Genomic DNA, 26,722 nt, shown 5'->3' on the forward strand with positions numbered 1-26,722 from the left:
GTTCAGAAGTTGAGGCGTTCCCGCTCCACGACGAGCGGGCGCTTGGTCACCTTGGTGTGGATGGCGCCGATGTATTCGCCCAGCACACCGATGAAGAAAAGCTGCACCGAGCCGATGAAGAACAGGCCCACCACCACGGGCGCGGTGCCGAGGGTGAAGCTGTCCCAGTTCAGCAGCTTGTAGACGAAATAACCCGCGCTCACCCCGAAGCAGAACGTTGCCATCAGGAAGCCGACCATCGTGGCGAGGCGCAGCGGCACCTTGGTGTGGTTGGTGAAGCCGAGCATCGCGATGTCGAAGAGCGTGTAGAGGTTGTTCTTGGTGAACCCGCGGGCGCGGCGGGGCTGCACGAACGGCACGCGGGCGACGGGGTAGCCGATCTCGGAGATCTGCCCGCGCAGGTAGGGGTAGGGGTCCTCGCTGGCGCGGAGATACTCGACCAGCGCGCGATCGTAGAGGCCGAAGCCGGTGAAGTTGAGGAGCAGGTCGACGTCCGCCAGCCGCGCCACCAGCTTGTAGTAGACCTTGCGGACGAGGAAGAACACGGGCGATTCCTTGCTCTCGTTTTTCACGGCCGCCACGGCCTTCCAGCCCTGTTCCCAGAGGGGGATGAACTGCTCGATCAGCTCCGGCGGGTCCTGCAGGTCGGAGGCGAGGAAGATCACGGCGTCGCCCGGCGCCTGCAGGATGCCGTGGTAGGGCGAGCGGATGTGGCCGAAGTTGCGGGCGTTGAGGATGACCTTCAGGCGGGGGTCCGCGGCCGCGAGGCGGCGCAGGATTTCCGGCGAGCGATCGGTCGAGCAGTTGTCGATGATGAGGCAGTTCCAGTCATACTGCGGAAACTTGGCGGCCACGGCCCAGACCCGGCGCAGGAGTTCCTCGAGGTTGCCCTCCTCGTTGTAGCAGCCGCTGACGACCGTGATTTTTTTCATGGCTTGGGTTTTTCCTTGGCCGGTCCGCCGCCGGCCTCGCCGCCGTAGACCTTGAGGCCCATGGCGTCGGCCAGCTCCTGCGGGACGGCGATTTCCAATGCTTCGTCCTCCACGTATAGCACCGGGAGGTAGCGGGCGCGTCGATAGAAATCATTGACCGCCTCCCAGCGGGCCTTGTGCAGGAACATCAGCGGACGGACGCTCTGGATGTAATTCCAGCGTTTCTGGTTCATCGGCTGGTCGGCCAGGCCGATCCACGTGACGTAATAGGGCGTGGGATTGGTGCGGTTCTTCGTGAAGCACAGGAACAGGGCGTCATTGCCGATCAGGGCGCTGGGGATGCCCGGCTGGTGGCGCTCGATCTGTTCCAACACGGCCGTGATCCGGTGGAAGCTTTGCGCCTGCACAGCGGTGACCTGGATGCCGCGCAGCACGGCCGGGTGCTCGAGCGTCACGAGGGGCCGGGCCAGGGACTGCCGGGCGGACTGGATCTTGGCCCAGAGGGAAGGGACGAAGGCGGCCGTCAGGACCAGCGTGGTCACGGGGACCGACCAACGCGCGCTCCGCCAGAAAATATACACGGCCAGACCGAAGGCCGGGGCCAGGGCCCACAAGATATGCCACGAATCCGGCACCGGGTAATATTGCAGCAGGGAGCCGGCCGCCTGCGCCGCCAGCGCGGCGACCAGGTAATACTCGGTGGTTTTGGGCGTTTCCGTCTGCCGGAATACCAACCCCAGGCAAAGGAGCGCCTGACCCAGCACCACCACGGGCAGCAGCGCGGTCCAGCCGCCGTCCCGCAGGGCCAGCAGGCCGAGCACCCGCTCATGCTGCCAGGCCAGCACGCCGGCGAGGACCAGGTAATAGAGCCCCTGGCGGCGCGGCGTGAGGACCAGCCCGGCGCGTGGCAGCAGGCCGGGTGCGAAAAGGGCGAGCAGGAGGACCAGCAGGCCGGCGCCGGCGCCGGGATGCACGAAGAAGGAGACGAACAGGCCCCAGCTGACATTCTCGCTGCCCTGCGCCCATTTGCTGGGCCAGATAAAATTCTGATACCACCACTCGGGCAGGGCGCCCGTGAGGGCCACGCTGCCCAAAAGGAGAACGTTCACCGCTACGAAGCCGGCGAGGGTCGCGACGACAATGGCGCGGCGCGTGGCGTTGACGGGCGTCCAGCCCGCCCATTGCAGCGCCAGCCAGCTCGCCCCCGCGCAGCCGGTCATGATGACCCCGACCGGCTGGCGGCACCAAAACGCGCAGGCGCAGGCCGCCCCCAGGATTGCCCCCCAGCGAACCGCGTGCGCGTCCCGGATGATCTGGGTGAGGGCAAAGAGCCCGAGGCCCTGGAACATCAGCGCATAAACCGACGACCAGGGCAGCAGCATCCAATATTGGTCGAGCCAGTTTTTCTCGTAACCCGGGATGAACAGGGCGAACAGGCCGCAGGCCAGCACCGTGAGCGGCCGCGGCAGGATCAGGCGCCAGGTGGCATAGAGGAAAAACAGCGCCAGCGCATAGGCCGCCACCGTCATGAGCCGGAGCGCCAGCAGGGTGGGTTGAAACCAGAGCATCGCCGCCTGTAGGTAGGTGGTCAGCGCGCCGTATTGCGTGAAGGTGTCCCGGAACAGCACCTGACCTGACAGCACGTCGAGTGCGGGCTTGAGCATGATGCCGTCATGGTGCTGGTCCACCCCCTGGCGGGCCAGAGGCCACAGCAGGACCACCACGAGCACGGCGAGCAGCCCGGCGACGAGGGCGTCGCGCCTAGGCATGGCTGGGGGCGGGACGGGAAGAGGGCAGTCCGGGACGGTGCATCGGGTCGCTTTATGGGGGGAGGAAAAGCAAAGGGGAAGAGGGAAAAGGAAAGCGCGCGACGCGGCCCCGCCATTCGCGCGGCGATCAGGACGGAAGAAACCCGAGCCGTTGCAACTGCCTTTGCAGGTAGAGCAACAGGCTGCGGCCGAGGATCACCGCCAGGATCCAGCCGAGCAGTTGGCTGACCACCAGCGTGGCCTCCAGCACGCGCTGGCCCGTGACGGACGTCCAGGCGGAGAAAGTAACGCTCAGGTTGATCACGACCGCCATGGTTCCCTCCAGCCAGAGCACGGCCAGCAGCAGGAGGGAGATGATCCGGCGCAGGCGATCGGCCGGCGGCGCGCGCCAAAGCCAGGGCAACAGCCAAAGGGCGAAGACCAGTTTGTAGACGTAGGACGAGCCGTGCACGAAGCAGCCCACCACCATCACGGCGCCGCAGACAAACTCACGCTCCTCATCGCTGGAAGCGAGGGGCCGGGACGCGGGCGCAGGCTTGACCGCCAGGCGGCTGGCGCCCACCGCGAGCAGAAAAGCGCCAGCGATCAGGGCGGCCGGCACGGTGAGGTGGAAATCCCGGAAGAGCACCGGGGCGCCGAAGGCATACAGCCAGTCCGGCGCCGGCTGGCTCCGGGCCGCGGCGCGCAAGCCCGGTTCCAGCGCCGGCCAGGCAAGCAACAACACGAGCCCGTAGAGCACGATCCAGCCGAGCAATTCGCGCCGCGTGCGGGCCTCGAGCAACAGGAGCACCGCCGCCAGCGGGAAATATTTCAGGACGGCGGCGATCGCCAGCAACACGATGCCCAGGGCCCGCCACGGCGGACGTCCGGCGCGCAGGCAACCCAGGGCCCCACACATGATCACAAAGACGACCAGGTCGTTGTTGGCCCGCGCGGCTGCCATCAGCAACGCCGGTGACGCCAGGCAGAGCACCAGGCTGCCGGCTTCCCGCACGCTGGCCGGCCGGGTGAGCAGCACCGCGCTGAGCAGGGTCATCCCGATGAGCAGCGTGCCGAGCCACCGGGTGTCCGCCAGGGTGAGTCCGAGGCGGCCGCTTACCAGCCACCACTCGGTGTAGACGAGCGGACGGTTGTAGGGATCGCCGGGGTTGTGGAGGTAGGGATCGTGTCCGGCCCGGGCGTATTCGCCGGCGGCCAGCAGGCTTTGCAAATCCAGGAAGGGTTTGTCGGCCTCGCCGATGCCCGTTGCCGCCCACACCACCGGAAAACGGAAGCACGCGGCCCAGATCGCGGCCACCAGCAGCACGCTCAGGAGCGGCATCGTCCAGCGACCGCGCGAGACGAGGCCGGGGCTTGGTTGGGCGGAAGGGGTCAAGAAGGACCTGGTTGGTGAAATGGTGCCCGGGGTGGGACTCGAACCCACACTCCTTTTCAGGTCACGGATTTTAAGTCCGATGCGTATACCAATTCCGCCACCCGGGCGAGGTTTGGGATTGCCGAAACAGGATTGCGGAATGAAGTGGGCCGCGTGGCAAGAGAGTTCCCATCGCCTGTTTCCCGGTCCGGCCGTCACGGCTGGACCGGCGTGTGCGCATGAAGATCGGCTTTCTGGGCGGCAGTTTCGACCCGGTGCATTTCGGGCACCTGATCGCGGCGCAGGACGTGCTGGAGCAGTTTCACCTCGACCGGCTGCTGTTGGTGCCGGCGGCCCAGGCCCCGCTGAAACCCAATGACATCCAGTCCACGGTCGAGGACCGGCTGGCCATGCTCCGATCGGCCACCGAATGGGACCGCCGGCTGGAGATTTCCGACTATGAGCTGCGCAAGGGCGGTATCAGCTACACGGTGGATTCCGTGCGGCATTTCCGGACCCAGTTTCCCGGCGACGAATTGTTCTGGATCATCGGCGGCGACCAGCTGCCCCTGCTGCACAAGTGGAAGGAGATCGGCGCCCTGGTGCGGCTGATAGATTTCATCTTTCTCGAACGGCCGAAGCACCCCACCAAGCCGCACGTGGAGATCGACGGGCTGCGCCTGCACCGGTGCGACGGCCACCTGATCGAGATCAGCTCGAGCGAGCTCCGGTCGCGGGTGCAGGCCGGCCGGTCGCTGCATTATTTCTGTCCGCAGAAAGTTATCGCCTATATTGAAAGCAGGAAACTGTATCGCTGATACCGATGAAAGCCAAAGCCCCCAAGAAAACGAGCGCCGTCCGCAAGGCCAAGGCCCCGGCCCGGGTCGCCGCCCCGGCGGACAAGCCCACGGAAAAATTGATCAAGCTCATCGTGCAGGCGCTGGACAGCAAGAAGGCCGAAGACCTGCGGGTGCTGGATGTGAGCAAACTTTCCAGCATCACTGACTATCTCGTGCTTGCGACTGGCACCTCGGAGCCGCACCTCCGCGCCCTGCGGATCGAGCTCGAGCGGGTGCTGGACGACCAGCAGGCCAGGATCCTGGCCGTGGACACCACCAAGGGTAGCGGCTGGACCGTGGTGGATGCCTTTGAGGTGATGGTGCACCTCTTCACGCCCGAGAATCGGGACAAGTACCGGATGGAGCTGCTTTGGCGCGATGCGGTCGCGCTGCCTCTGGCGAAAATCCTGAAGTGATTCAATCTCCCTGAAAATAGGGACCAATGGCCCCTCTTTGGGGCCAGATGAGCAACTTTCAGATGGTTTTTACCTTGTAAGGCGAAATCCTACCTTGGTTCTCCCACGGAAACATTCTTATTATGAAGCGCGTCGTTAAGGCAGTTCAGCCAAAAATAATACATAAAATAGCTCAGCCAAAATAATACATAAAATGAATACTCGTCCCACCAAGGGCTTCACGCTCGTTGAAATCATGATCGTCGTGGTCATCATCGGCCTCCTGGCCGCGATGGCCATTCCCGCGTTCCAGAAGGTCCGCCAGTCCTCGCAGGACAAAGCGGTGTTGAACAACGCCCGCCAGCTGTCGGCGGCCGCTGACCAATTCTACCTGGAGAACGGTGTCTCCACCTGTGCCTCGACTGACCTCGTGGGTGCAACGAACTACGTGAAGGCCGTCAACACGGTCGCGCAGGAGACCTACCCGGTCGGCTTCACCCAGGGCGTCACGATTACGATCGCCGGCGTCGCCGGTGCCCGCACCGTGACCTACGCCCCGTAAAGCCATACCTTATAATGCTCTAACGTAAGCCCTCCCCTCCCGGGGAGGGTTTTACTTTTTCTTTAACAAATTGGCTCTTGAGCCTACGGCCCCAAAGCGATTTGCTGCAGCGTCGCTCACATTTTGTGGGCGAAAAGAAATAACCTCATAATCCACATAAAATGAATACACGTTCCACCAAGGGTTTCACGCTCGTTGAAATCATGATCGTCGTGGTCATCATCGGCCTCCTGGCCGCCATGGCCATTCCCGCGTTCCAGAAGGTCCGTCAGTCCTCGCAGGACAAAGCGGTCCTCAACAACGCCCGCCAGCTGTCGGCCGCTGCTGACCAATACTTCCTGGAGAACGGTGTCTCCACCGTTGCTTCGACGAGCCTCATCGGCGCGACGAACTACGTGAAGGCCGTCAATACGGTCGCTCAGGAGTCCTACCCGGTCGGCTTCACCCAGGGCGTGACGATCACGATCTCTGGCGTCGCCGGTGCCCGCACCGTGACCTACGCTCCGTAACGCAAGTTACCCAGCGCAAGGAAAACATTCCTTCCAAGGCCGCCCTGCAAAGGGCGGCCTTTTCTTTGCCGCGCCACCCGGCGCGCCGAAACAAACCTTTGCTTATGGGGCGGGCCTTTCCTAGTGAATGGGCCCATCCGGCGCCACCCGGCGCCACTTACATCCTATGGATCGTCGTCTTGTGTTGCTCTGCCTGAGCGCGGCCCTGGCCGTGGTTCTCGGCTTTCTCACTTTCACTCCCGACCAGTCCTTGCAGGCGGTGATTTACGGCGGCTACTGGGCCATGCTGCTCCTGACCGGACTGTTCGGCTGGTCACTGGTCAAGATCGCGCGGGATTCCCGGGCGGACTGGCCGGATTGGCGGCACAGCCCGCGCTGGCCCGTCCTGCTGATCACCGGCTGCAGCCTGCTGCTGCTCGTGCACGAGGCCTACGGATTCAAGATTCTGATGGATGAAGTCATGCTGCTGGGCACGTCGATGAGCATGCACCTCGACAAGACCGCGCTCGTGCCGATGCGGGGCCACGACATCCAGGGTGCGTTCCAGCTCCTGGCCGGCCAGCTCGACAAGCGTCCGCTGTTCCAACCCTTCCTGGTGTCGGTGCTACATGATTTCACCGGCTACCGGCCGGAGAACGTTTTCGCCCTCAACACGGTGCTCACGTTCGTGCTGCTGACGCTGACCTATCTCACGGGCTGCCGGATCAGCGGGCGCGGCGCCGGCGCCGTGGCGGTGCTGCTGCTGACCAGCCTGCCCCTGCTGGCCCAGAACGCCGTGGGCGGCGGCTTCGAGTTGCTCAATCTGGTGATGATCCTCGCCACCCTGCTGCTGGGCATGCGTTACGTGGCCCGGCGGGACGCGAACTCGCTCGAGGCGTTCGGGCTGGCCGGCATCCTGCTGGCCAACACCCGCTACGAGTCCGTCCTTTTCCTCGTTCCCGTCGGCCTGACGGTGCTGTGGGTCTGGTGGAGCGACCGGAAGCCCGTGGTGACATGGCTGGTCGTGGCCATGCCCTTGTTGCTGCTGCCGTATGCGCTGCACAACAAGGTGTTCAGCGTGCGGACCGCGTCCTGGGAGATGGCCAGCCGGCCGGGTTACGACAAGCCCTTCTCCCCGGACTTCATTCCCGATAACATCGGGCACGACCTGAACTTCTTCTTCAACACCACCGGCGAGCATTCCAACTCGCTTGTCCTGTCCGGGCTGGGCTTCCTCGCGCTGCCGTTCTTCGGGCTGTGGACGCTCAAGACGCTGCTCAATTTGCGCAGCGCGCCGCCGGCCCGGGGCGCGCTGGCGATCTTCGCCCTCGGCCTCGCCGCGCACACGCTGCTGATGCTCTGTTATTTCTGGGGCAAGTTTGACGACCCGGTCATCCGCCGCCTCAGCCTGCCGCTGAACCTCACGCTGGTCATCGCGATCATCACGGTCGCGGCCGAGATGAACTGGCGCGGCCGGGTTTGGGGTGTGCTGGCCGCGCTGACCGGCGCCGGGTTCTTCGGCTACTCGCTGCCGGCGATGGCGCGACACTCCTACTCGCTGGATTATTATATCGGGCGGGAGATGGACTGGCGGCGCGAGTTCATCGCGGCGCACCCGGAGCGCGACTACCTGTTCATCGACCAGGACTCCATCATGTGGCTCACCCACCACGTCTCGGCCACGCCAGTCCGCCAGGCCCTGGACCACAAGGAGAACATCATCTTCAACGCCCGCAACCACCTCTTTACCGCCATCTATGCCTTTCAGCGCTACAACGTGGATCCCGCGACCGGCCGCCCGGTCGTGGACGCAGCCGATGACCTCGGGCCTGACTACCAGCTGGAAACGGTGTGGGAGCGGCGGTTCACGCCGCTGACCGTCAGCCGCATCAGCCGGGTCGTTTCCATCCGCGAGGGCCCGACCGCGCTGCCGGTCGCCCAACCCAAGCCGCTGGAAGGCCTGAGCCCGGCCGAGCAGGAAAAGATCCGCGAACAGTTCCTGGACCGCTTCATCAAGCGGCTCCCCTGAATCCGGTCCGGCCGCTTTCCTCCGTGTCTCCTCCCGGCGCCACCCTTCTGCAACGGACCGAATTCCGGCTCGCGCTGTTCGGCCTGGCCGGAGTCACCGCGGTCTACCTCGGCTTCATCGGCCTCAAGGTGGAAACCGCCGAGTTCCTGGTGAAGCACGGCGCCTACTATGTCGTCTTGCTGACGTTTGCCGCCTGGTGCGCGCAACTCTGGCGGCTGTGGGCGCAACGCCAGCCCGGAGACGGGCCCGGCCGGCGCGAACTCCTGCTCGCCGGCCTGGCCATCGCGCTGTTTTCGGTCATGGCGGTCAACTCCGAGCCGTTCCGGAGCAAGGTGCTCTACGACGAGTTCGTGCTGCAGTCCACCGCCTACAACATGCACTATTTCCGCGACACGGCGACGATGGTGCGGGGCTACGACATCCTCGGGACCTTCCTGTCGCTCGACAACTACCTCGACAAGCGGCCCAACTTTTATCCGTTCCTCATTTCCCTGGTGCACGACCTGACCGGTTACCGCCCGGCCAACGCCTACGCGCTGAACGCCGCGCTTTTCCCGGTCACCCTCGGTCTGGCGTATTACCTCGGCCGGCGGCTGGCGGGCCAGTGGGGGGCAATGCTCGTGGTGCTGTTGCTCGGGTCGCTGCCGCTGCTCGGCCAGAACGCCACCGGCTCGGGCATGGAGCTGCTCAACTTCTGCATGATCCTGGTCGTGGCCGCGCTGGGCGGCGCCTACCTGCGTTCGCCCGACCCCACCCGGCTTTCCGCGCTGGTGCTGGGCGCGGTGCTGCTGGCGCAGTCGCGGTATGAATCAGCCCTGTATGTGCTGCCGGTCGCCGTCATCATCCTGGTCGGTTGGTGGAAGCGCGGGGAGATCATCCTGTCCTGGACGGCGGTCGTGGCGCCCCTGCTGCTGCTGCCGATCGCCCTGCAGAACAAGGTGCTGAACGCCACGCGCTGGCAGTGGGAGCTGAAGGAGGACCAGAACACGCGCTTCAGCCTCGATTACCTCGCGGGCAACCTGCACAGCGCGCGCGAATTTCTGCTCAGCACGTCCCAACGCTACGCGAATTCGCTGACGCTCACGATCCTGGGGGCGCTGGCGCTGGGCTGGCTGGGGTGGCACCTGGTCCGCCGCCGGCCGTCACTGCGCGACGCGGACGGCGACCGGCTGGCGCTTTTCCTCGTCGGGCTCGCGGCCCTCGGCAACACCGGGCTGATCATGTTCTATTACTGGTCCAATTTCAGCGATCCCATGGCCTCCCGGTTCAGCCTGCCGCTGTATCTGGTCCTCGCGTTCGCCGTCGTGGTCGCCGGGGCGACCTTGGGGCGCCGGTGGCCGGCGCTGCCGGCCCTGCTGGTGGGCACGGCCCTGCTGGCCGTCGTGACGGCCACGAGTCGCTTTGCCGAGCCGCTTTATTCCCACACGGGCATCGACGAAATCGAGTGGGAGCGCCGGTTCGTGGCCGCCCGGCCGCCCGGCCCCCGGTTGATCCTCACCAACAAATCCACGCTGCCCTGGCTGCTGATCAAAACCCCGTCGATCCTGGTCGGGCGCGCCAACATCGTGGCCGACCGCCTGCAGGCCCAGCTGCAGGACCGGATCTTCACCGAGATCCTGGTCATGCAAACTTTCCATCCCACCTCGCCCGACGGGGATTACCAGATGAATCTCTCGGACCGCCTGCCCAAGGGCTTTGAGATCGAGCTGCTCGCGGAGCGCCGGCTCGGAACGCGGATCACGCGCATCAGCCGGCTCGTGGCGGTGACGCTGCCGGCGGCCAAGGGCGAACCGGTGCCCGCGACGCGATGAACCCCGCGCCCCGGATCTTCGGTTATTCGGTCAACCCCACGCTGTTGCTGGCGGTGATTTGCCTGACCGGCTGGATGGCCTGCGTGCTCTGGCCGAAAATCCTGACGAGCCTGGGCCTCGCCGCCTACGGCATGACCTACCTCGATTCGTATGCGATCCTGGCAGCGGTGGACGTGGTCCGCGCCGGCGGGGATCCCTACATTGTCAACCCGCTGGATCCGCTGGGGCGGTGGCACGTCTATTCGGACTGGTGGCTCGCCCTGCGTTGGCTCGGCCTCGGCCGCGCGGACAATTTCCTGGTGGGCAGCTCGTGGATCGCGGCGTTTGCGCTGTCGTGCTGGCTGGCGGTGAAGCCCCGGAACCTGCGGGAAGTGGGCTGGATGGCGGCGGTGCTGCTCTCGCCCCCGGTCCTGCTGGCCTTCCTGCGGGCGAACAACGACCTGGTGATCTTCGTGCTCATCGCGCTGGTCGGGGTGGCGGCCGCCGGCGCCGGCGGGCTGCGCCAGCTGCTCGCGGTGGGGGCGCTGGTGCTCGCGACCGGCCTGAAATATTATCCGGCGCTGGCGGCGCCGGCGTTTCTGTGGACGCGCCCGTTGCGCCGGAGGCCCGTGCTGGTGGCGGTGGCGGTGGCGGCAGCGGGCCTGACGCTGTTCGAAGTCGCGCCGCAAATGGCGCGCGCGAAGTTCCGGATCGATTCCGGCGTCCACACCATGGGCGCACCGCTGCTCGGACGCGACCTGGGCTGGTCGGAGCAGGCCTCGCAGGGGTTGAGTGTGGTCGTGCTGGCCCTCGGCGCGCTGGCGCTGGTGCGGACCCGTTGCACGACCGGCCTGGCCTCGCGCGGCGAGCCGCGCGAACTCATGCTGGCGACGCTGGGCACCATCCTGCTGCTTGCCTGTTTCATGGCCGGCGTGAATTACGCCTATCGCTGGATCTTCATCTTCTGGATGGCGCTCTGGGTCTGGCGCCAGGCGGCCCCGGGGATGGGCACGCGGCGGGAGACCCGGACCGCGCAAGTGGCCTGCGTCCTGTTGATGTTTGCGCTGTGGTCGGATGGCGCGCTGTGTGTTTTCTTCAACCGGATCATGCCCCTGCTGCCGAGCCAGTTTGCCGGCTTTGATGCGCCCTGGCGCCTGCTGACGCAGCCCTTGCATTGGGCGCTGATGATGCTGTTTGCCGGCTGGCTGCTGGAGGGCGTGCTGGCCACCGTGCGGGAGTGGTGGGACGCGAGGAAGGCAACCTGAACGTCGCGCGACCCGCGCCGGTTGAATCATGATCGCCCCGCCCGGACTGATTTTTGCCGCCGACGCCGCCCTGGTCGGGTTGACGGCGTGGCTCGGCCTTTGTGCCGCCGGGCTGGGCCGGCGGGGGCTGATCGAAGCGTCGCAGGGCTGGCTGCTGCTGGCGCTGGCGTGGATTGCGGGCTCCGGGATCCTGCTCGGTCTGGGCGGCGGACTCGGTCGGTCGGGATTTCTCGGGCTGCACGCCGCCGGCCTCGCGGTCTTGCTGCTGGGGCGGCGGAAGCAATGGCGCGGGGATATCGGACAGGGACGGGACTGGCTTGCGGCGTGGGGCCGGCTGGTGCGCGGCGGCACGCCGGAAGGCTGGCTGGTGGGCGGCTTGATCGTCGTGCTGCTCGGCCTGACCGTGCTGGCGGCGCAGGCCGAACCCATCGTGTATGATGCGCTGACCTACCGGCTGTCGCGCATCGGCGCCTGGCTGCAGGACGGAACGATCCGCCATTATGCGACCGACGACCCGCGGTTGAACTACATGCCCGTCGCGCCGGACGTGGTGATCGCGTGGCTGCTCGGCGCCACCAACGAAGGATTTCATCTCGCGCCGCTGGCGCAGCTGGCGGGCGGGCTGTTGCTGCTGGGCGCCACCTTCGGCCTGGGCCGGACCGCCGGCCTGTCGCGGCTCAACGCCCTCGGGGCGGTCGCGCTGGCGCTCGGCATGGCGAATGTCGCGGTGCAGTTCACCACGATCCAGAGCGACCTGTTCACCGCCGGCGTGTTCGCGGCGAGTTATCTCCTGTGGCATCGCGCGCTGGAGCGCGGCGAGGGCTCATGGGTCGCGGGTGTGGGCGCAGCCCTGGCCTTTGGCTCGAAGGGGACAATGTTCTACCTGGCGCCCGGCGCGGCGCTGTGGGTGGGCTGGCTGGCCTGGCGGCAGCGCGCTCATTGGCAGGCGCTGGGGCCGACGGCCCTCGGCCTGTTGGTCGCGGCCCTGGTTTTTGTGCTGCCCGGTTGTTGGCGGAATGTCGTCACCTACGGGTCGCTCTTCGGTCCCCGCGACGCGGTGCGGCTGCACCACGGAGAATTCACCACGCCCGCCCACGCGGCGGAGAAGCTGGTCTGGAATCTCGGCACGTCCGCCGTGCAGCTGCTTGAACCCACCGCGCAGCCGCTCTGGCTGCAGGGCGTCAGCCGCCGCGCAGGGGAAAAGCTGACCGCGCGGTTTTCCGCGGAAGCCGATCCGTATGTGTTCATCGGGCAATCGCGGCGCGATCAGCTGGAACGGGTGATGCGACTGACGGAGCCCGACGCCGATGTCGTCACGTGCGGGATCCTGGGCGCGTTGTTGTTTGTCGCCGGCCTGTTGCTGGCTGCGACGATGCGCCAACGCCCCGCGGCCGCGCAGATGCTGGTGTGGGGCGGCGGGGTGATCATTTATCTCCTGGTGCAGCACGGTCTGGTGCAATGGCATCACTGGGCTTTCCGGTTCATGGTGCTCGCGGCGCCGTGGATGGCGGTGGTCGGGGCGTGGGGCGTCGGCGGCCTGCCGCGAGGCTGGCGCGTCGGAGCCTGGGCCATGCTGCTCATGTCGGCGACGGAGGTGTTTGCCTTCACGCAATGGCGCACGAGCCAGGCGGCCTGGCAGGCGCTGACGCAGCCCGGGCGTTCCGCCTCCTATTTTGTCTACAGCCATTGGCGCGCCTGGGCGGAGCAACTCGACCAGCCGGGCGAGCCGCTGCGGCTGGCCTTTCCCATCGATAAGCCGCTGGCCTCATTCTACCGCCTCGGGCCACCGCGGCCGGTGAAACTGGAGCAGTTGTCCGGAATGAAAACCGCCACCGCCGAGGCCGCGGTGGGCGCGGGTGCGGGCTGGCTGGTGGTTCCGCTCGAGCAATTCAAGGGCCGCGAGGGCCGGGTCATGGGCCGGACGAGATTGCCGGATCTGGCCGCCTACCGGGCGCTGCGCCCCGGCGAACAGCCGCAGCCGCTGCTCTACCGCCACCGGTTGATCACGGAGGGGGAGCGTATCCGCCGGGAACTGCTGGTGCGCACCTGGAGCAATGTTCCGGTGCGGGTGGAGTTGTTCAACCCGATGGCCTCGGCCTGTCCCTTTGAGCTGAGCACGCCCACGGGCCGGGTCACGGACGTGGTGTCGGCTGGGTCGCGTCTGGTGGTGGTGGCGCCCGTGCCGGCGGATATGCTGGCCGTGGTGACGATTGATTTCCCCAAACCCGCGTCGGGGGCGGCGGACCAAGGCATTCCGCTGGTCCGGCTGGTGCCGTGAATCAGGGCTGGGCGGCGGCGTGGGCGCGTTCGATGGCCGCGGCCAGCTGGCGCAGGTCGCCGTTCAGCGCGGCGTCGAGCTCCGCCTGGTCCAGCCGGTAGACAAGGATCGAGTAGCCGGGCTGCGCGTCGGGCTGCCGCGCACGCAGGTAGTGGCACAGCCGGGCGAAGCGCAGCTGCTCGAACTGCTTCCAGGCCTTGGTCCATTCGTCGGAGGTGAAGCCCTGCGCCGCCTCAGGCCGGCCCGACGGGTCGAACTTGAGGCGGCGGAAGTTGACGTCGTTCTGCCGCAGCAACTGGTAGAGGCGTTCGTTCTCCAGCGTCCACGGCCCGCGTTGCGGCTGGTAGACGTGCGAGAGCATGGTGGCGCTGATGGCATAGAGCCCCGGTTCGCACGAATGCCACGGACGCGGCCGGTCAAAGGTCGGCAGGCGCGGCATGAGCACGGCGTCGGGCACGTAGCGGGCGGGCTCATCGGTGCCGAAGTAGGAAAGATACACGCGCTCGCCCGGCCGGCGATTGTCGTGCAGCCAATGTTGCAGCGCCGGCAGGTCCTGCCCCCAGTCGAGGGAGCTGTCCACGAGATGTTGGTAACCGTGCGCGGGACCGCCGACGAGCGGACTGAAATAGGCGAGGTAATGCGGATAGATCTGCGCGGCGGTCGCGGCCTGCCAGCCGACGAGCGCGGCGAGGCCCACGGCGAACGCCGCGCCGGTTTGCCGCGAATGATGCCAGGCGCGCAACATCGCCCACCCGAGAGCTCCGGCCAGGATATAGAGCACCGGGTAGGTGGGCAGGATGTGGCGATGGCCGATGTTGAGGTGGCTGGTCAGCGAAATAAACCAATAGACGGCAAACAGCGCCAGCAGCGGCGTGACGCGGTAGAAATATCGGCCCAGGCGGGCGGGAGCAAGGGCGCGGAACCGCCAGGCGAGCAACCCCGCGCTGGCCGCCAGCGCGGCCAGCAGCGCCGGCGGGGTTTTGTAGAGGAAGGTCTTCGGGAAGAAATCCACCCAGCCGAAGATGCTGTATTCCCCGTCGAGAAACGCGGCGCGCGCCTCGGCGTGCTTCAGGACGAAGGCCAGCCCGTAGAGCCAGCCCTCGGGCAGCAGGTGATGGTCGCGGCCGAACTGGATGCACTGGGCCTTCAGGCCGCCGAAGGAGAGAATGAAATCCCACGGCAGGTTGAACTCGCCCGGCGGCAGCGCAGGATTGCAGACGCCGTAGCGGAAGCCGAAGAACGCCCAGATCACGGCCACGGCGACCAGCCCCTGGGCGGTCGTGGAAGCGGCGATGGCGCCCAGCCGGCCGGGGCGCGTGCGGAACGTGAAGCGCCCCAGCGCGAGCGGCGCGGGATTGAAAACCCGCAGCGCGGCCATGATCACCGCCAGCGGCAGCAGCAGCACGGCGGTGTATTTGGCCACAGCCGCCAGGCCCAGCACGAGGGCGCTCAGCCACCAGGTGCGCCACCGGCCGTCATGCAGGTGCCGCCAGTAGGCGCCGGATGCGGCCAGCAGGAAAAACGCCATGCACATGTCCGAGGTGGCCAGGCCGCTGTGCGCCAGCATGGTCGGGCAGAGGGCGGCGAACGCGGCGGAGACCAGCGCGCCGGCCTCGCCCCAGAGTCCGCGGGACCAGAAATAAACGAGCAGCACCAGCGCGGCGCCGAACAGGGAGTTCATCGCGCGGGCGGCGAACAGCATCCACGCGGGATCGTTGCCGGTCTCGTAGAAAAACGCGTGGCCGGTGAGCCAGACCTCCGACTTGCGCCAGACCAGCGTGTCCATCGGCGGATACGCGGCGCCGCGCAGCGCGGTCGGCAGCGCCTGCCAGCGCTGCGGCAGGTTGCCGTTCTCCGGCTGCATGCGGTAATCGTTCCAGTGATCGAAGGTGTAGCCGCCCGTCACGTGCGCAAGCTCATCGGCCGTCGTGGACTTCTCCCGCATCGCGAGGGTGGCGAGGACGGCGTGGCCGAGCGCCAGCAGCAGCGCGAGCCAGGTCAGTCCGGAGGGCAGGAGTGGTGAACGGGTGGAAGGCAAACGGAAGCCGGGGAGAAATTGATAAGCAGTATGGACACGTTCCGGCGCGCCGCACAACCTTCGTGTGCACCTGCATGAACGCTGAGGAATACGCCAACATGGACCAGATGGAGACCGCCCACTGGTATTACGCCGGCAAGCGGGATTTCGCCCGGGGCTGGCTGCTCCGGGTGCGGCCGCCGACGGCCGCAGACCTGCTGTTGGATTGCGGCGCAGGTACCGGCCGGTTCGCGAAGGAAATGGAGGCGCACTGCCGGGTGATGGTGCTCGACGACCACGAGGAGGCGCTGCGGCTGCTGCGCACGCGCTTCCGGCCGGAGCAGATTCTCAGTTTGGCGGGCGACCAGGTGCCGCTGCCCGCGGCCTCCCTCGACTACGTGACCGCGCTCGACGTGCTGGAGCATACGCCCGACGACCAAGCCGTGGTGACGGGGTTTCACCGCCTGCTGAAGCCGGGTGGCGTGGCGCTGGTCACGGTGCCGGCGAGCATGGCGTTGTGGAGCGACTGGGATGTCGCGCTGCACCACTTCCGGCGCTACTCGCGGCCGCAGCTCAAGGCGCTCTTTCCCGACGCGCAGTGGGAGCTGCTTTACGCGAACTACACGAACGTCGTGGTCTACCCGGCGGTCTGGCTCGTGCGCAAGTGGCGGAAATGGTTTCCGCAAAAGGGCGGCCAGGTCCGCACCGAGGACAAGCTGCCCGCCCCGGCGCTCAACGCCGTGTTGCGCTGGCTCTTCGTGCGGCCGGCGTTCTGGCGCGTGCCGTTTCCGTTCGGAGTCAGTCTCGTGTTAGTGGCGCGGAAACGCTAGCCCGAGGCCCTTGTAGGTCGGGGTATATCCCCGACAGGTGGGGCCAAACGTCGGCCATAAAGCCCCGACCTGCACCAAGCTCCGGCTACCGGGCCGGGTCGTCGTAGCAGGCCTCAAACAGCGGGTGCCCGGCGGCATCGAGGAACACAAGCTGCTGCGCGGGCCGGCCCGCGGGCACCGGCAGGCTGTGATACAGGTGCAGCTGGCGCAGCCCGTCGATCTGCAGCGGCCAAGAGCTGGGTTGCGGTTCGCCGGCCGTCTGCCCCAGGGCGTTGATCCGGCTGACGGTCACCCGGCAGTTGTCCGCCGACCAGGAGGCGAGATTCATCGCGGGATTCCGCACATCGCGCAGCACGATGCGGGCGACCGTGGCCCGAATCGCGACATTCACCGTGATCAGGCGGGGCTCGACGCCCGCGGTGGCGGAGGCGCTTTCGAAGTTCTGCGCGACGTAGAAGGGTGCCGCCCGGCTGTCCCGCGGCACGAGGAAATCATAACCCGACACGCTGAAAAGCTGCCGGTAATGCTGCCGGATGAAGTCGTTCAGGGGGCCGGTGATGGTCAGGCCGACCTTCTGGTCGAGGAAGTCGATGAGCGGCCGGCTGCTGATGACGGCCGTGCGGGGCTCGGCCTGCAGGCGGGCGACGATGGCCTGCTGTTCCTCGGGCGTGAGCAGCCAGAACCAGTGCGTGGCGTTGCGCAGCGTGGGGGGCGGCACGCCGCTCCAGAGATTGAAGCTGAACATGCCCGGCCGCGAGTAGAGCAGATCGGCGTGGAGCTGGGCGTTGGCCGTGAGGATGCGCAGCGCGTAGCGGACGTTTTCCTGCGGCCGGAGGGATTCGGCCCCCGGCAACTCCAGCGCATCCGAGGTGGTCCAACGCTGCCAGCCTTGGTCCGACAACAGGTTCACCTGCCAGGCGGCGGCGAGCAACGCGACCGCCGCGACGGCAGGCTCGAGCCAGCTGCGTTGCAGGCGCCGGGCCAGGTGGCCGGCGGCCTCGGCCAGGCCGCTGACAAAGAGCGGCAGGAGCAGGAACGAACCCCACGCCAGCTGCGTGCCGGCGACCGGGTAGGCGTGCAGCACCTGTCCGACGCCGATCAGCGCGACGAGCGCCGTGGCCTGCCGGCGGCGGTCGCCGGCCGGGGCCTCGTCCAAGGGCAGGAGGAACAGGGGCGTCAGCGGCAGCACGAGGCTGATCATGCGGCCGGGTCCGTGGATGGTGAGCCAGGTGTCCGCCTGCCAGGCGAAGCAACCCAGCGCCAGCAGGCGCAGCAGGGCGATTCCGCCGGCCAGTCGGGGCCGCAGCGCGGGGCGCATGAGCCAGAGGGCGGTGAGAGCGACCGCGAGGACAACCACGACCCAGGCGAGCGGGGGCCAGAGGAAACCGAAGTGGAAATTGACGGGATGCCGGAGCGGGTCGAGCAACACGCCGTTGACCAGCCCGCGCGGGCTGGTGCCACGGGCGAGGATGGCGATGATGGTGGCCGCGCCCAGCCCGGCAAAGCCGGCGGCACCGGCGAGCCAGTCGCGGAATTGCACGGCGGGCGGATGCCCGGCGGCCACCAGCGCGCAGACGGCGGCACCCGACAGGGCGAACACCACCGCGAAGTCGAACACCCACGATTCGCCCAGCAGCGGGCGCATCAAAACAAAGGGCAGCGCCATGAGGCCGGCCGCGGCGAGCCAGGCGCCGCGCCGCGCGGTGCCGATCAGGAGGAAGGCGCCGGCCGAGCAAATCCAGAAGAGCCCCACGTTGATCTTGGTGAGGATCAGCGCGGCGCCGGCGAGGCCCAGGATCAGCGTGGCGACGGCTGTGCGGCCGCGCGCCAGCGCCTCCACGGCCCCGGCCAGGCCCACGGCAATGATCAGGGCGATCAACCCGCCGGGGTGGGGCGGCTCCCACGTCATCTGCCACAGATACCCGAAGACGGCCACCAGCGTGAACAGCGCCGTCCAGTAGCGCTGCGAGAGCCGCCACGCGATCAGGCCCGCCGCGAAGGCGGCGACGATCCAGTGCACCAGCGTCAGCGTGCGGCCGAACAGGTTGGTGACCGGCCAGTCGAACAGGCGGTGCCAGCCCTCATAATAGAGGAAGGGAACCGGGCCGTATTGCGTGAAGACCTCGTCGTAGAGCCGGCCGTGCGCGGAGAAATTCTTCAGGCCGATCAACACGTAACCCTCGTCATCGTGGATCATGAAGTTGGTGCTCATCAGCAGCCAACCGGCGAACGCCAGACACGCCGCCAGCACCAGCAGACCCGGCACACGCAGGCGGGACATCATTCTTTGGCTCCCGGCCGCGGATTCCGCCGGAGCAGGTAAAGCGGCCGGTGTTTCACCTCGTCATAGATGCGCCCGAGGTATTCGCCGAGCACGCCGATGCCGATCAGCTGCACGCCGCCGAGAAACAGCACGATGGTGACCAGCGTGGTATAGCCGGTAGGCGCCGTCTCGATGCCGATGATCCGGCGCACCGCGTAGAAGATCGCGGCCGAGAAGCCGAGGAACGCGATGAAGAGCCCGGCGTAGGTCAGCAACCGCAGCGGCAGGTAGGAAAAACTGAACACGCCGTCGGTGGCGTAGCGGATCAGCCGGCGGAAGGTCTGCTGCGGCTCGCCCGCGGCGCGCTCCTGACGGTCGTAGCGGATCTCCGCCGTCTGGTAGCCCACCCACGAGCGCAAGCCGGGGAAAAAGCGGTTGCGCTCGGGCAGCTGCTTGAGGGCGTCCACCGCGGCCCGGTCCATCAGGCCGAAGGTGCCGGTGTTGGACTCAATGGGAAAATCGGACACCCGGCTGAAGACGGCGTGGAAGAGATCCATGCCGAGCCGCCGCGGGCCGGTCTCCTGCCGGGAGCGGCGCACCGCGCGCACGACCTGGGCGCCCTCGTGCCACTTGGCGACCATCTCGGGAATGCACTCCGGCGGGTCCTGCAGGTCGGCATCCATGGTGATGACGGCCTCGCCCTGTGCGTGCGTCAGGCCGGCGGCGAGTGCGGCCTGGAAGCCGAAGTTGCGGCTCAACTCGACCAGCACGAAGCGCGGGTCCTTCGTCGCGTGCGCGCGGATCAGCTCCGCCGAACGGTCGCGGCTGCCGTCGTCGACCAGCAGCGCCTCCCACCGCGTGGCCGGATTGGTGTCGAAGACCGCGGTCAGGCGGGCCAGCAATTCGGGCAACACCTCTTCCTCGTTGAAAATGGGCAGGACGACCGAGACGGCGGATTGGGGCGAGGGCGAAGCCATGCTGGCCGGGATGAAGACAGAAGCGCCCGGCCAGTGCAAGCGGCCGAACCGTGAAATGGATCTTAATCTTCGCGCCGGCCGGCGGCTCGCCGGCTCAGACGAGGTTGTATTTCACGATGGCGTAGATGGCCCGGAAGCCGTCGCGCCAGCCGATCTTCTTCCCCTCGGCGTAGGTACGGCCGTAGTAGGAGATGCCCACCTCGTAGATGCGGCACTCCGGGAGCCTCGCCATCTTGGCCGTGATCTCCGGCTCGAAGCCGAAGCGGTTTTCCTGGATGACGATCTTCGCCAGCACCTCGCGCCGGAACAGCTTGTAGCAGGTCTCCATGTCCGTGAGGTTGAGATTGGTGAACATGTTCGAGAGCAGCGTGAGGAAGCGGTTGCCCACCATGTGCCAGAAATAGACCACGCGGTGCGCCTCGGCGCCCATGAAGCGCGAACCGAAGACGACGTCCGCCTTGCCGTCGAGGATGGGTTTGAGCAGCCGCGGATATTCCTGCGGGTCGTATTCGAGATCGGCATCCTGCACGATGACCGCGTCGCCGGTCGCGGCGGCGAAACCCGTGCGCAGGGCCGCGCCCTTGCCCTGGTTGACCGCGTGGTAGATGATGCGGGTCACCAGCGGCTCGATCTCGCTCTTGAGGATGTCGCGCGTGCCGTCCGCCGAGCAGTCGTCGACGACGATGATCTCCTTGTCGGCCACCGGGGCGGCGCGGACGGCGTCGACGATGGCGCGGATGGTTTTGCGTTCGTTGTAGCAGGGAATGACGATCGAAAGCTTCATGCGGAGCAGGCCGTCACGCTAGCGCCGGCCCCCGGCTAGGAAAGCCTTTTCCCGCCTCCGCCCTTGACGGGGGCAAACCGGCCCGGACATCGTGCCCCATGGCCAAATCCGCCCCGCGCCCGAATCGCGCCCTGCTCATCAAGCTCGCCGCCGCGGCGGTCGTGTTGCTCGTGGCCGTGGTCCTCGTGGCGCGCGGGCTCGACCTCAAGGCGTTGCTGGCGTCAGGCCTCGATCTGATCCGCCACGCGGGGCCGGTGGCCTTTTTCGGTTCGATGGCCCTGTTGCCATCGTTCGGCGTGCCGCTGTCGCCCTTTGCGCTGACGGCCGGATCGGTTTTCGCACCCACTCTCGGCATGCCGCTGGTCATCGTGCTCGCGCTGACGGCCGTGACTTTCAACATCATGCTTTCCTATTATCTCGCGCGCCGGGCGTTCCGGCCGCTGTTGGAAAAACTGGTGGTCCGGCTCGGCTACAAGCTGCCGGAGGTCGCCGCGGGCGACGCGACCGACTTGATCGTCTTGGTGCGCGTCACCCCCGGGGTGCCGTTTCCGGTCCAGAACTACCTGCTGGGACTCGCGCAGGTGCCGGTGGTCAAATACGCGGTGATCTCCTGTGCCGTGCAATGGTCGTTCAACACCGCGTTCATCCTCTTCGGCGACGCGCTGCTGCACGGCAAAGGCCAGTTGGCGCTGCTGGGCCTTTGCGGGCTGATGGCGCTCACGGTGGGCACGCAGCTCCTGCGGAAGCACTATGGCAAAAAAGGAACCTGAGCTGCCACTGGAGGACGCCGGCCGCGTGGCCAGCGTCACCGAATTCACCCGCCGGGTGAAGGAACTGCTGGAGGGCGGCCTCCCGCCATGCTGGGTGCGCGGCGAGGTCTCGAACCTTCGCGCGCAGGCCAGCGGCCACGTTTATTTTTCGCTCAAGGACGCCGGCGCGCAGCTGTCGTGCGTGCTCTTCCGTGGTGACGCGGCCCGGCAGAGCCTGGCGCTGCGCGACGGCCTGGCGGTGCTGGCCTACGGCGAGGTCAGCGTCTACGAGGCGCGCGGTCAGTATCAACTCGTGGTGCGCGCGCTGATCGACCGTGGCGCCGGCCGGCTTCAGCAGGAACTGGAGAAACTCAAGCAGCGCCTCGCGGCCGAGGGCGTGTTCGACCCGGCGCGCAAGCAGCCCATCCCGCTGCTGCCGCGCGCCGTCGGCTTCATCACCTCACCGACCGGCGCCGCGGTGCAGGATTTCATCCGCATCCTCACCCGGCGCGATTGGACGGGCCGGCTCGTCGTGCTGCCGGCCAGGGTGCAGGGCGAAGGCGCCGCGGCCGAGCTGGCCGCCATGTTGCGCACGGCCGAGGCGCTGAAGATTTTTGACCTCCTCGTCATCGGCCGCGGCGGCGGCAGCATCGAGGACCTGTGGGCCTTCAACGAGGAACCGCTCGTGCGCGCCGTCGCCGATTGTGGCGTGCCGATCATCTCGGCGGTCGGCCACGAGATCGACACGACGTTGTGCGACTACGCGGCCGATGTGCGGGCGGAGACACCCAGCGGCGCGGCCGAGCTGATCTCGAGCAACTATGTCGCCGCCACCGAGCGCCTGCAGCAGGCGACCGCCGGACTCGTGGATTCACTGGCCGGAGCGGTGGCGCAGGCGGCGGAGAAACTCGACCACGCGCGCAGCCGGCTGCGGCTGCTCGCGCCCACCGCGGTCATCGAGCACAATCACCTGCGGCTCGACGATCTCGGCAACCGGCTCGGTTCGGCGCTGCGGGCCTCCGTCCAGTTGCGGCGCGAGGCGCTCGGCACCGCGCGAGCACGGCTCGCGACGGCCTCGCCGGAAAAACGCGTGCAGCTCGAGTCGCACCGGCTGCTGGGGTTGTGGAAGCGTCTGGAGTCGGCCAGCCCGGCGTCGGTGCTCAAACGTGGCTACGCCATCGTGCGCGACGAGGCGGGAAAACCGGTGGCGCGCGCCAAGGGTCTCAAGCCCGGCCAGGCGCTGGTGAACGAGTTCCATGACGGCAAGTTGCGCGTGCGGGTGGAATAAAGGGGCGGGCGGCGGCTCTCATCCCGACATCCCCGTCGGCTTGCCACGCCATAGCCTTGGCGCGGGCGGGTTGCGAAAACGTAATTTAACCGTATCCCTCCTCCCATGAAGAAGTGGCCCCTCTTTCTCACCGCCTTGCTGGGCGCGGCCGTGCTGGTCGCCAGCGGGCTCCGCGCCGCCGATTCCAAAATGAAATCCACGAAACCCACCGCCCCCAAGGACGCCCTCGAGTGCCGACCCGGTGAAATCTCCGCGTGCGGCCTGCCGTCGAACGTCGTCATCGACATGAGCAAGGCCCGTGTGCAGCACACCGACGCCGAGTGGCAGAAGCTGCTCACGCCGCGCCAATACCAGGTCGCCCGGCAGCAGGGCACCGAGCCGCCCTTCGAGAACGAATTTTGGGACAACCACGCCGATGGCGTTTACTTTTCCGTGTGCAGCGAAACGCCGCTCTTCGACAGCCGCGACAAGTTCGATTCCGGCACGGGCTGGCCAAGCTTCACGAAGCCGATCGAGAAGGCGCTGGTCGGCGAGACGACCGATACCAGCTACGGCATGACGCGCGTCGAGGTGCATTCCAATGTGGACGGCGCGCATCTCGGGCACGTGTTCGACGATGGCCCGCGCCCGACCGGCCTGCGCTACTGCATCAATTCCGCCTCGCTCCGTTTCATGCCCCGCGCTGCCTACGACGCGTGGGTGGCGAAGAACAGCGCCGCCGCGAAGAAGTAATGTTCAGGCCTCCGGTCCCGTTCCGGCCGGGCCAGTCCGGCTGATGTCAACTAATAGTATACTTAGGCCCGAGGACCTCTGCGCGACACGTCGCAGCCAAGGTATACTATTAGTTGACATCGGCACGTGCCAGCGAGCGGTGAGGCGGCGGCGAAGCGACCGGTGCCACGCGACTCAACGGCCCGCGAGGTCCTTGCGTCGGTAAATCCGGGCCTGCGCGAATTCCTCGACGAGCACGTAGTCCGCGCTGACCGCGGCGGCCAGTGCCGGAAAATTCCGCTCGTGGGCATATTCCGGGGTCTTGAACTGGAAGGCGGCCGGGCAGGTGACATCGACAAACAGCTCCGGTTTGTTGCGCCGGAAGTCGGCGAGGTAATGCGCGCGCGCGTATTCCTGGAGCGGCCCGGCTTCAACCAGGCTGGTGATCTCGGAGTAGCGCGTGGCCTGCCGCAGCCCCGTCTCGACGTAGAGGTTGTCAGCGCGGCCCCACAGGACCATGGCCTCTCCCGGCCGGGCGCGGCCGGCCACGTGGTCGGCCAATTCCGTGCGGGGTGAACGCCCGAAGAAAGCGAGGTGGCCCACAAATGGATTCGGGTTCCGGGCGCGGTGCTGCAGCATGAGGCCGACGGCGGCCAGGGCGCCCAGCGCCACGAGCCATTGTTCGCGCCGCCGCCAGGGTGGCGGCGAGGTCGTCAGCAACCGGGCGATCATGGCGCCGAGGAAAAAGACGCTGGGCACCAGCAGTAGCTGCCAATAGTGCAGATAGGGACGCATGGGGGCGATGATGCTGCCGAACGCGATGAGACCGGCGGCGAAGGCGGCCCAGCCGAGGAGGCGGGTCGTCCGGGGCGGGACCCGGTGGAGCCGCAGCATGAGTGTCAGCCAACCCAGCAGGCCCACGAGCCCGAGGAGCAGCAGGGGGTCCCACCAACGCGCCGCCCCCAGCATCACCAGCAGCGTGCGCCCGTAAGTAGCCTGACCGGCGGCCGCATAATGAAAGTTGAAGGACACGTAGGAGATGATGAAGCCCTGCCACTCACCGGCCACGGTGAGCTGACTGGCGAGCAAGGCGGCCGGGAACAAAGCCCCGGCGATCAGGCAGGCCCGATGCCGGGCGGTCGATTTCTCCCCGGCCCGCAACTCGGCCCATACCCAGCAAAGTCCCATCGCGGCCGCCAGGGGCACGCCTTGCAACTTGGCCAAGGGCACGGCGCCCAGCATCAGTCCGCCCAGTGCATTCCACCCCGGGCCGCCCCGGGTGGCCCAGCGCTGGACGGCGGCATAGGCGGCCACACTCAGCAACGTCAGGGGCACCAGCTCCGTGGAGTAGTGCAGAAAATCCATCGCGCAGGTCAGCGACTCCAGGGTGACTGCCACCAGGCCCGCCAGCCGCGCGATCGGGCGGCCCCAGACCAGGGCCATGCTCTGATGGGCGAGGATGAGGCTGGCGGCGAGCAGGGCCAGGGCCGTGAGCCGGGCGGTCAGATAGGTGTCCCACCCACAAATCCAGCCGGCCGGCCAGAGGGCGAAGAAGTCGAGCGGGCCGGCCGTTCCGCCGATCACCGAGCGCCAGAAAACGGGATCGCGGGTCAAAGCGTGGGCTCCCGCCAGCAACTGGCTTTCGTCCACGCCGATTTCCCGGGAATAGAGCAGTGACGGCCAGCGGCCGGCGGCCAGAATGGCCAGGATCAGCAGCCCCCACCACCAGTCATGGCCCGGGGTGTCATCATACCGGCCTTTCCAGAGCGGGCCGGTGGCGAGGATGAGGGCGAGCACGATCAGGCCGCTCACCAGCCAGAAATAACTGTCCGGATGGTGATCCACCCACTCCAGGAAGGAAAGGCCGCGGCTCATGGCTGAGCGGATGAGGCAGCGGGTGCTTCCGGCGGAGGCGCGGGCGTCATGCCGGTTTAAAGCCCGCCCCGGCCCGCGGCGCAAACCGCTTATTTTTTCCCGGGCGCGGCGGCGGGAGCCGGATCGCCCCACGGGTAGAGCCAGAATTTCTTCGTCTGCTCCTGGTAGATCGCCGCGCGCTCGGCCCAGTTCTTCAGGAACAGCGGCACATCCACCTTCGATCCCTCGCGCTGCAGCGAGCTGAGCCACGCGGTTGAGCCGACGTGGATCCTGAAGCTGCGTTGCTCGTTCGTCGTGAGCGCGGCGAAGGGGTTGAGCCGCGACCATTTCGCGGCCTGCTTGTGCATGTAGAAGGAGAGCTCGGTGGGATGCCACGCGTCCCAGTCGGTGACCTCGACGTAGACGCCGGTGATCGGCTTGCCGTCGCGGTCCGTGCCCGGGCGCTTCACGAAGGCGAGGCCGGGGATCTTGTATGCGTCCATGGCCTTGATGATCTCATCGGGGGTCTTCTTGGGGTAACTGATGCCGCGGAAGTGATATTCCCGCCCGATGCCCCATTCCCACGGGCTGTGCTGCGTGCCGAGTCCGACCATGGCGTAGCCGACGGCCGCCTCGAAGCTGGGGATGTTCGGCGAGGTCGGCACCCATTTCAACTCGGTGTCGGGCCAGCGCATGTTGCGCGTCCAGCCGCGCATGGGGATGACGGTGAGCCGGCCCTTGGCGCGCACGGCGTCGGTCAGCTTCAGGCTGGAAATGGCGCCCGAACCGTTCTTGGTCATCAGCGCGATCTCGCCCATGGTCAGGCCGTGCACGTAGGGCATGCGGGGATAGGCGCCGACCCCGCTGATGTTCTCGGGGTCGAGCGGCGGGCCGTCGACTTTCAGGCCGCCCAGCGGATTGGGCCGGTCGAGCACGATCACCTCCACGCCGTTGGTGAAGCACGCCTCCATCGCGTGGCTCATGATGACGTTGAACGTGTAGGAGCGCGCGCCGATGTCCTGCAGGTCGATCACTAGAGCATCGAGGCCCTTGACCATGGCCTTGGACTTCTCGAGGCCCTGGCCATAGAGCGCATACACGGGCAGGCCGGTGCGCTTGTCCACGGTGTTGGTGAAATTTTCCCCGGCCTTGACCACGCCATCGAAGCCGTGCTCGGGCGCGAACAGCGAGACGAGCCGGACACCGGGCGCGCGGCGCAGGACGTCGACCGTGCTTTCGCCGCGGCGGTTCACGCCGGCGGGGTGGGTGAGCAGGCCGATTTTCTTGCCGGCGACCGCCTTGAAGCCCTCCGCCTCAAGCACGTCGATGCCCAGCATGACCCGCGGCAGTTTCTCCGGCGGCGGAAGGGGGGGCAGGACCACCGGTGGCGTGGCGGGCGCGGGCTTGTCCGCGGCCTTGGCCGGCTTGCTGGCGCAGCCCAGCGCGAGGGCCAGGGCCCCGAGGACCACGGCGCCGAGGGAAAGCTTCACGAGGGACCGGCGGGACATATGCCGTGATTTCTGAAAATGCCGGGAGGCCTTGGCGAGG

21 protein-coding genes and 1 tRNA gene are annotated in these 26,722 nt (G+C 67.2%); 12 read left to right on the top strand and 10 right to left on the bottom strand.

The genetic code is table 11. The features are described from left to right. Positions 1–2 precede the first annotated feature (2 nt). The 4 genes from BLU29_RS09060 to BLU29_RS09075 form a co-directional block, all read right to left on the bottom strand. The gene (locus tag BLU29_RS09060; RefSeq protein WP_091056937.1) at positions 3–932 is read right to left on the bottom strand and encodes a glycosyltransferase family 2 protein; all 930 of its coding nucleotides are present in this window, start codon (positions 930–932) and stop codon (positions 3–5) included. Then, entirely contained in the window at positions 929–2,701 is a 1,773-nt protein-coding gene (locus BLU29_RS09065; RefSeq protein ID WP_091056940.1) for a hypothetical protein, read from the bottom strand. The genes BLU29_RS09060 and BLU29_RS09065 overlap by 4 nt, the downstream gene beginning before the upstream one ends. Before the next feature lie 127 nt (positions 2,702–2,828). Beyond that, the gene (locus BLU29_RS09070) at positions 2,829–4,076 is read right to left on the bottom strand and encodes a hypothetical protein (RefSeq protein WP_157693749.1); all 1,248 of its coding nucleotides are present in this window, start codon (positions 4,074–4,076) and stop codon (positions 2,829–2,831) included. Between the two features lie 20 nt (positions 4,077–4,096). Then, a tRNA-Leu gene (locus tag BLU29_RS09075) sits at positions 4,097–4,183 on the bottom strand. A gap of 111 nt (positions 4,184–4,294) precedes the next feature. On the opposite strand from BLU29_RS09075, the gene nadD reads away from it, so the two are divergent. The 8 genes from nadD to BLU29_RS09115 all read left to right on the top strand — a co-directional run bounded on the left by nadD (position 4,295) and on the right by BLU29_RS09115 (position 13,701). After that, on the top strand, positions 4,295–4,873 hold the full coding sequence (gene nadD, locus BLU29_RS09080) for a nicotinate-nucleotide adenylyltransferase (protein ID WP_091056945.1): 579 nt from the start codon (positions 4,295–4,297) through the stop codon (positions 4,871–4,873). 5 nt (positions 4,874–4,878) lie between these two features. Further along, positions 4,879–5,310, top strand: coding sequence for a ribosome silencing factor (gene rsfS / locus BLU29_RS09085; protein ID WP_091056948.1), 432 nt, complete (start codon positions 4,879–4,881; stop codon positions 5,308–5,310). 193 nt (positions 5,311–5,503) lie between these two features. Beyond that, a complete protein-coding gene (locus tag BLU29_RS18745; protein ID WP_091056949.1) occupies positions 5,504–5,851 on the top strand; it encodes a prepilin-type N-terminal cleavage/methylation domain-containing protein in 348 nt (115 codons plus the stop codon). 161 nt (positions 5,852–6,012) lie between these two features. Then, positions 6,013–6,360: a prepilin-type N-terminal cleavage/methylation domain-containing protein gene (locus BLU29_RS18750; RefSeq protein WP_091056952.1), complete on the top strand. Its 348-nt coding sequence runs from the start codon at positions 6,013–6,015 to the stop codon at positions 6,358–6,360. A 166-nt stretch (positions 6,361–6,526) separates the two neighbouring features. Then, entirely contained in the window at positions 6,527–8,368 is a 1,842-nt protein-coding gene (locus BLU29_RS09100) for a glycosyltransferase family 39 protein (RefSeq protein WP_157693750.1), read from the top strand. 23 nt (positions 8,369–8,391) lie between these two features. Then, on the top strand, positions 8,392–10,179 hold the full coding sequence (locus BLU29_RS09105) for a glycosyltransferase family 39 protein (RefSeq protein WP_091056956.1): 1,788 nt from the start codon (positions 8,392–8,394) through the stop codon (positions 10,177–10,179). Continuing rightward, positions 10,176–11,423: a hypothetical protein gene (locus BLU29_RS09110; protein ID WP_091056959.1), complete on the top strand. Its 1,248-nt coding sequence runs from the start codon at positions 10,176–10,178 to the stop codon at positions 11,421–11,423. Before BLU29_RS09105 ends, BLU29_RS09110 begins: the two co-directional genes overlap by 4 nt. Before the next feature lie 28 nt (positions 11,424–11,451). Beyond that, positions 11,452–13,701 carry a glycosyltransferase family 39 protein gene (locus tag BLU29_RS09115; protein WP_091056961.1) on the top strand — a complete coding sequence of 750 codons (2,250 nt, stop codon included), beginning with the start codon at positions 11,452–11,454 and terminating at the stop codon, positions 13,699–13,701. 1 nt (position 13,702) lies between these two features. Here BLU29_RS09115 and BLU29_RS09120 read toward each other — a convergent pair whose 3' ends face one another. Next, complete coding sequence (locus BLU29_RS09120; RefSeq protein WP_091056963.1) at positions 13,703–15,739, bottom strand: glycosyltransferase family 39 protein; 2,037 nt, start codon at positions 15,737–15,739, stop codon at positions 13,703–13,705. 74 nt (positions 15,740–15,813) lie between these two features. On the opposite strand from BLU29_RS09120, the gene BLU29_RS09125 reads away from it, so the two are divergent. Beyond that, the gene (locus tag BLU29_RS09125; RefSeq protein ID WP_091056966.1) at positions 15,814–16,548 is read left to right on the top strand and encodes a class I SAM-dependent methyltransferase; all 735 of its coding nucleotides are present in this window, start codon (positions 15,814–15,816) and stop codon (positions 16,546–16,548) included. A gap of 85 nt (positions 16,549–16,633) precedes the next feature. On the opposite strand, the gene BLU29_RS09130 is transcribed toward BLU29_RS09125, so the two are convergent. The 3 genes from BLU29_RS09130 to BLU29_RS09140 form a co-directional block, all read right to left on the bottom strand. Beyond that, positions 16,634–18,829: a hypothetical protein gene (locus tag BLU29_RS09130; RefSeq protein ID WP_091056968.1), complete on the bottom strand. Its 2,196-nt coding sequence runs from the start codon at positions 18,827–18,829 to the stop codon at positions 16,634–16,636. Then, positions 18,829–19,788 carry a glycosyltransferase family 2 protein gene (locus BLU29_RS09135; RefSeq protein WP_091056971.1) on the bottom strand — a complete coding sequence of 320 codons (960 nt, stop codon included), beginning with the start codon at positions 19,786–19,788 and terminating at the stop codon, positions 18,829–18,831. Before BLU29_RS09135 ends, BLU29_RS09130 begins: the two co-directional genes overlap by 1 nt. A gap of 94 nt (positions 19,789–19,882) precedes the next feature. Continuing rightward, a complete protein-coding gene (locus BLU29_RS09140; protein ID WP_091056973.1) occupies positions 19,883–20,572 on the bottom strand; it encodes a glycosyltransferase family 2 protein in 690 nt (229 codons plus the stop codon). A 98-nt stretch (positions 20,573–20,670) separates the two neighbouring features. Here BLU29_RS09140 and BLU29_RS09145 point away from each other — a divergent pair, with 98 nt between their 5' ends. The 3 genes from BLU29_RS09145 (at position 20,671) to msrB (ending at position 23,341) form a co-directional block, all read left to right on the top strand. Beyond that, positions 20,671–21,342 carry a VTT domain-containing protein gene (locus BLU29_RS09145; protein ID WP_091056975.1) on the top strand — a complete coding sequence of 224 codons (672 nt, stop codon included), beginning with the start codon at positions 20,671–20,673 and terminating at the stop codon, positions 21,340–21,342. Beyond that, the gene (gene xseA, locus BLU29_RS09150; RefSeq protein WP_091056978.1) at positions 21,323–22,609 is read left to right on the top strand and encodes an exodeoxyribonuclease VII large subunit; all 1,287 of its coding nucleotides are present in this window, start codon (positions 21,323–21,325) and stop codon (positions 22,607–22,609) included. The genes BLU29_RS09145 and xseA overlap by 20 nt, the downstream gene beginning before the upstream one ends. A 105-nt stretch (positions 22,610–22,714) precedes the next feature. After that, positions 22,715–23,341, top strand: a complete 627-nt coding sequence (gene msrB, locus BLU29_RS09155; protein ID WP_231962204.1) for a peptide-methionine (R)-S-oxide reductase MsrB — start codon at positions 22,715–22,717, stop codon at positions 23,339–23,341. A gap of 174 nt (positions 23,342–23,515) precedes the next feature. Here msrB and BLU29_RS09160 read toward each other — a convergent pair whose 3' ends face one another. Both BLU29_RS09160 and BLU29_RS09165 read right to left on the bottom strand, forming a co-directional pair. Beyond that, positions 23,516–25,195, bottom strand: coding sequence for a hypothetical protein (locus BLU29_RS09160; RefSeq protein WP_091056980.1), 1,680 nt, complete (start codon positions 25,193–25,195; stop codon positions 23,516–23,518). A gap of 89 nt (positions 25,196–25,284) precedes the next feature. After that, the gene (locus BLU29_RS09165) at positions 25,285–26,682 is read right to left on the bottom strand and encodes a DUF1343 domain-containing protein (protein ID WP_231962205.1); all 1,398 of its coding nucleotides are present in this window, start codon (positions 26,680–26,682) and stop codon (positions 25,285–25,287) included. Positions 26,683–26,722: the final 40 nt, after the last annotated feature.

Origin of the sequence: Opitutus sp. GAS368 (assembly GCF_900104925.1) — a bacterium.
Lineage (GTDB): Bacteria > Verrucomicrobiota > Verrucomicrobiia > Opitutales > Opitutaceae > Lacunisphaera.

Excerpts from the sequence above, each read along its gene's own strand:
- BLU29_RS09060 (WP_091056937.1), bottom strand. The coding sequence starts at position 932 with ATGAAAAAAATCACGGTCGTCAGCGGCTGCTACAACGAGGAGGGCAAC.
- BLU29_RS09065 (WP_091056940.1), bottom strand. The coding sequence starts at position 2,701 with ATGCCTAGGCGCGACGCCCTCGTCGCCGGGCTGCTCGCCGTGCTCGTG.
- nadD (WP_091056945.1), top strand. The coding sequence starts at position 4,295 with ATGAAGATCGGCTTTCTGGGCGGCAGTTTCGACCCGGTGCATTTCGGG.
- rsfS (WP_091056948.1), top strand. The coding sequence starts at position 4,879 with ATGAAAGCCAAAGCCCCCAAGAAAACGAGCGCCGTCCGCAAGGCCAAG.
- BLU29_RS18745 (WP_091056949.1), top strand. The coding sequence starts at position 5,504 with ATGAATACTCGTCCCACCAAGGGCTTCACGCTCGTTGAAATCATGATC.
- BLU29_RS18750 (WP_091056952.1), top strand. The coding sequence starts at position 6,013 with ATGAATACACGTTCCACCAAGGGTTTCACGCTCGTTGAAATCATGATC.
- BLU29_RS09100 (WP_157693750.1), top strand. The coding sequence starts at position 6,527 with ATGGATCGTCGTCTTGTGTTGCTCTGCCTGAGCGCGGCCCTGGCCGTG.
- BLU29_RS09110 (WP_091056959.1), top strand. The coding sequence starts at position 10,176 with ATGAACCCCGCGCCCCGGATCTTCGGTTATTCGGTCAACCCCACGCTG.
- BLU29_RS09115 (WP_091056961.1), top strand. The coding sequence starts at position 11,452 with ATGATCGCCCCGCCCGGACTGATTTTTGCCGCCGACGCCGCCCTGGTC.
- BLU29_RS09125 (WP_091056966.1), top strand. The coding sequence starts at position 15,814 with ATGAACGCTGAGGAATACGCCAACATGGACCAGATGGAGACCGCCCAC.
- BLU29_RS09130 (WP_091056968.1), bottom strand. The coding sequence starts at position 18,829 with ATGTCCCGCCTGCGTGTGCCGGGTCTGCTGGTGCTGGCGGCGTGTCTG.
- BLU29_RS09135 (WP_091056971.1), bottom strand. The coding sequence starts at position 19,788 with ATGGCTTCGCCCTCGCCCCAATCCGCCGTCTCGGTCGTCCTGCCCATT.
- BLU29_RS09140 (WP_091056973.1), bottom strand. The coding sequence starts at position 20,572 with ATGAAGCTTTCGATCGTCATTCCCTGCTACAACGAACGCAAAACCATC.
- BLU29_RS09145 (WP_091056975.1), top strand. The coding sequence starts at position 20,671 with ATGGCCAAATCCGCCCCGCGCCCGAATCGCGCCCTGCTCATCAAGCTC.
- xseA (WP_091056978.1), top strand. The coding sequence starts at position 21,323 with ATGGCAAAAAAGGAACCTGAGCTGCCACTGGAGGACGCCGGCCGCGTG.
- msrB (WP_231962204.1), top strand. The coding sequence starts at position 22,715 with ATGAAGAAGTGGCCCCTCTTTCTCACCGCCTTGCTGGGCGCGGCCGTG.
- BLU29_RS09160 (WP_091056980.1), bottom strand. The coding sequence starts at position 25,195 with ATGAGCCGCGGCCTTTCCTTCCTGGAGTGGGTGGATCACCATCCGGAC.
- BLU29_RS09165 (WP_231962205.1), bottom strand. The coding sequence starts at position 26,682 with ATGTCCCGCCGGTCCCTCGTGAAGCTTTCCCTCGGCGCCGTGGTCCTC.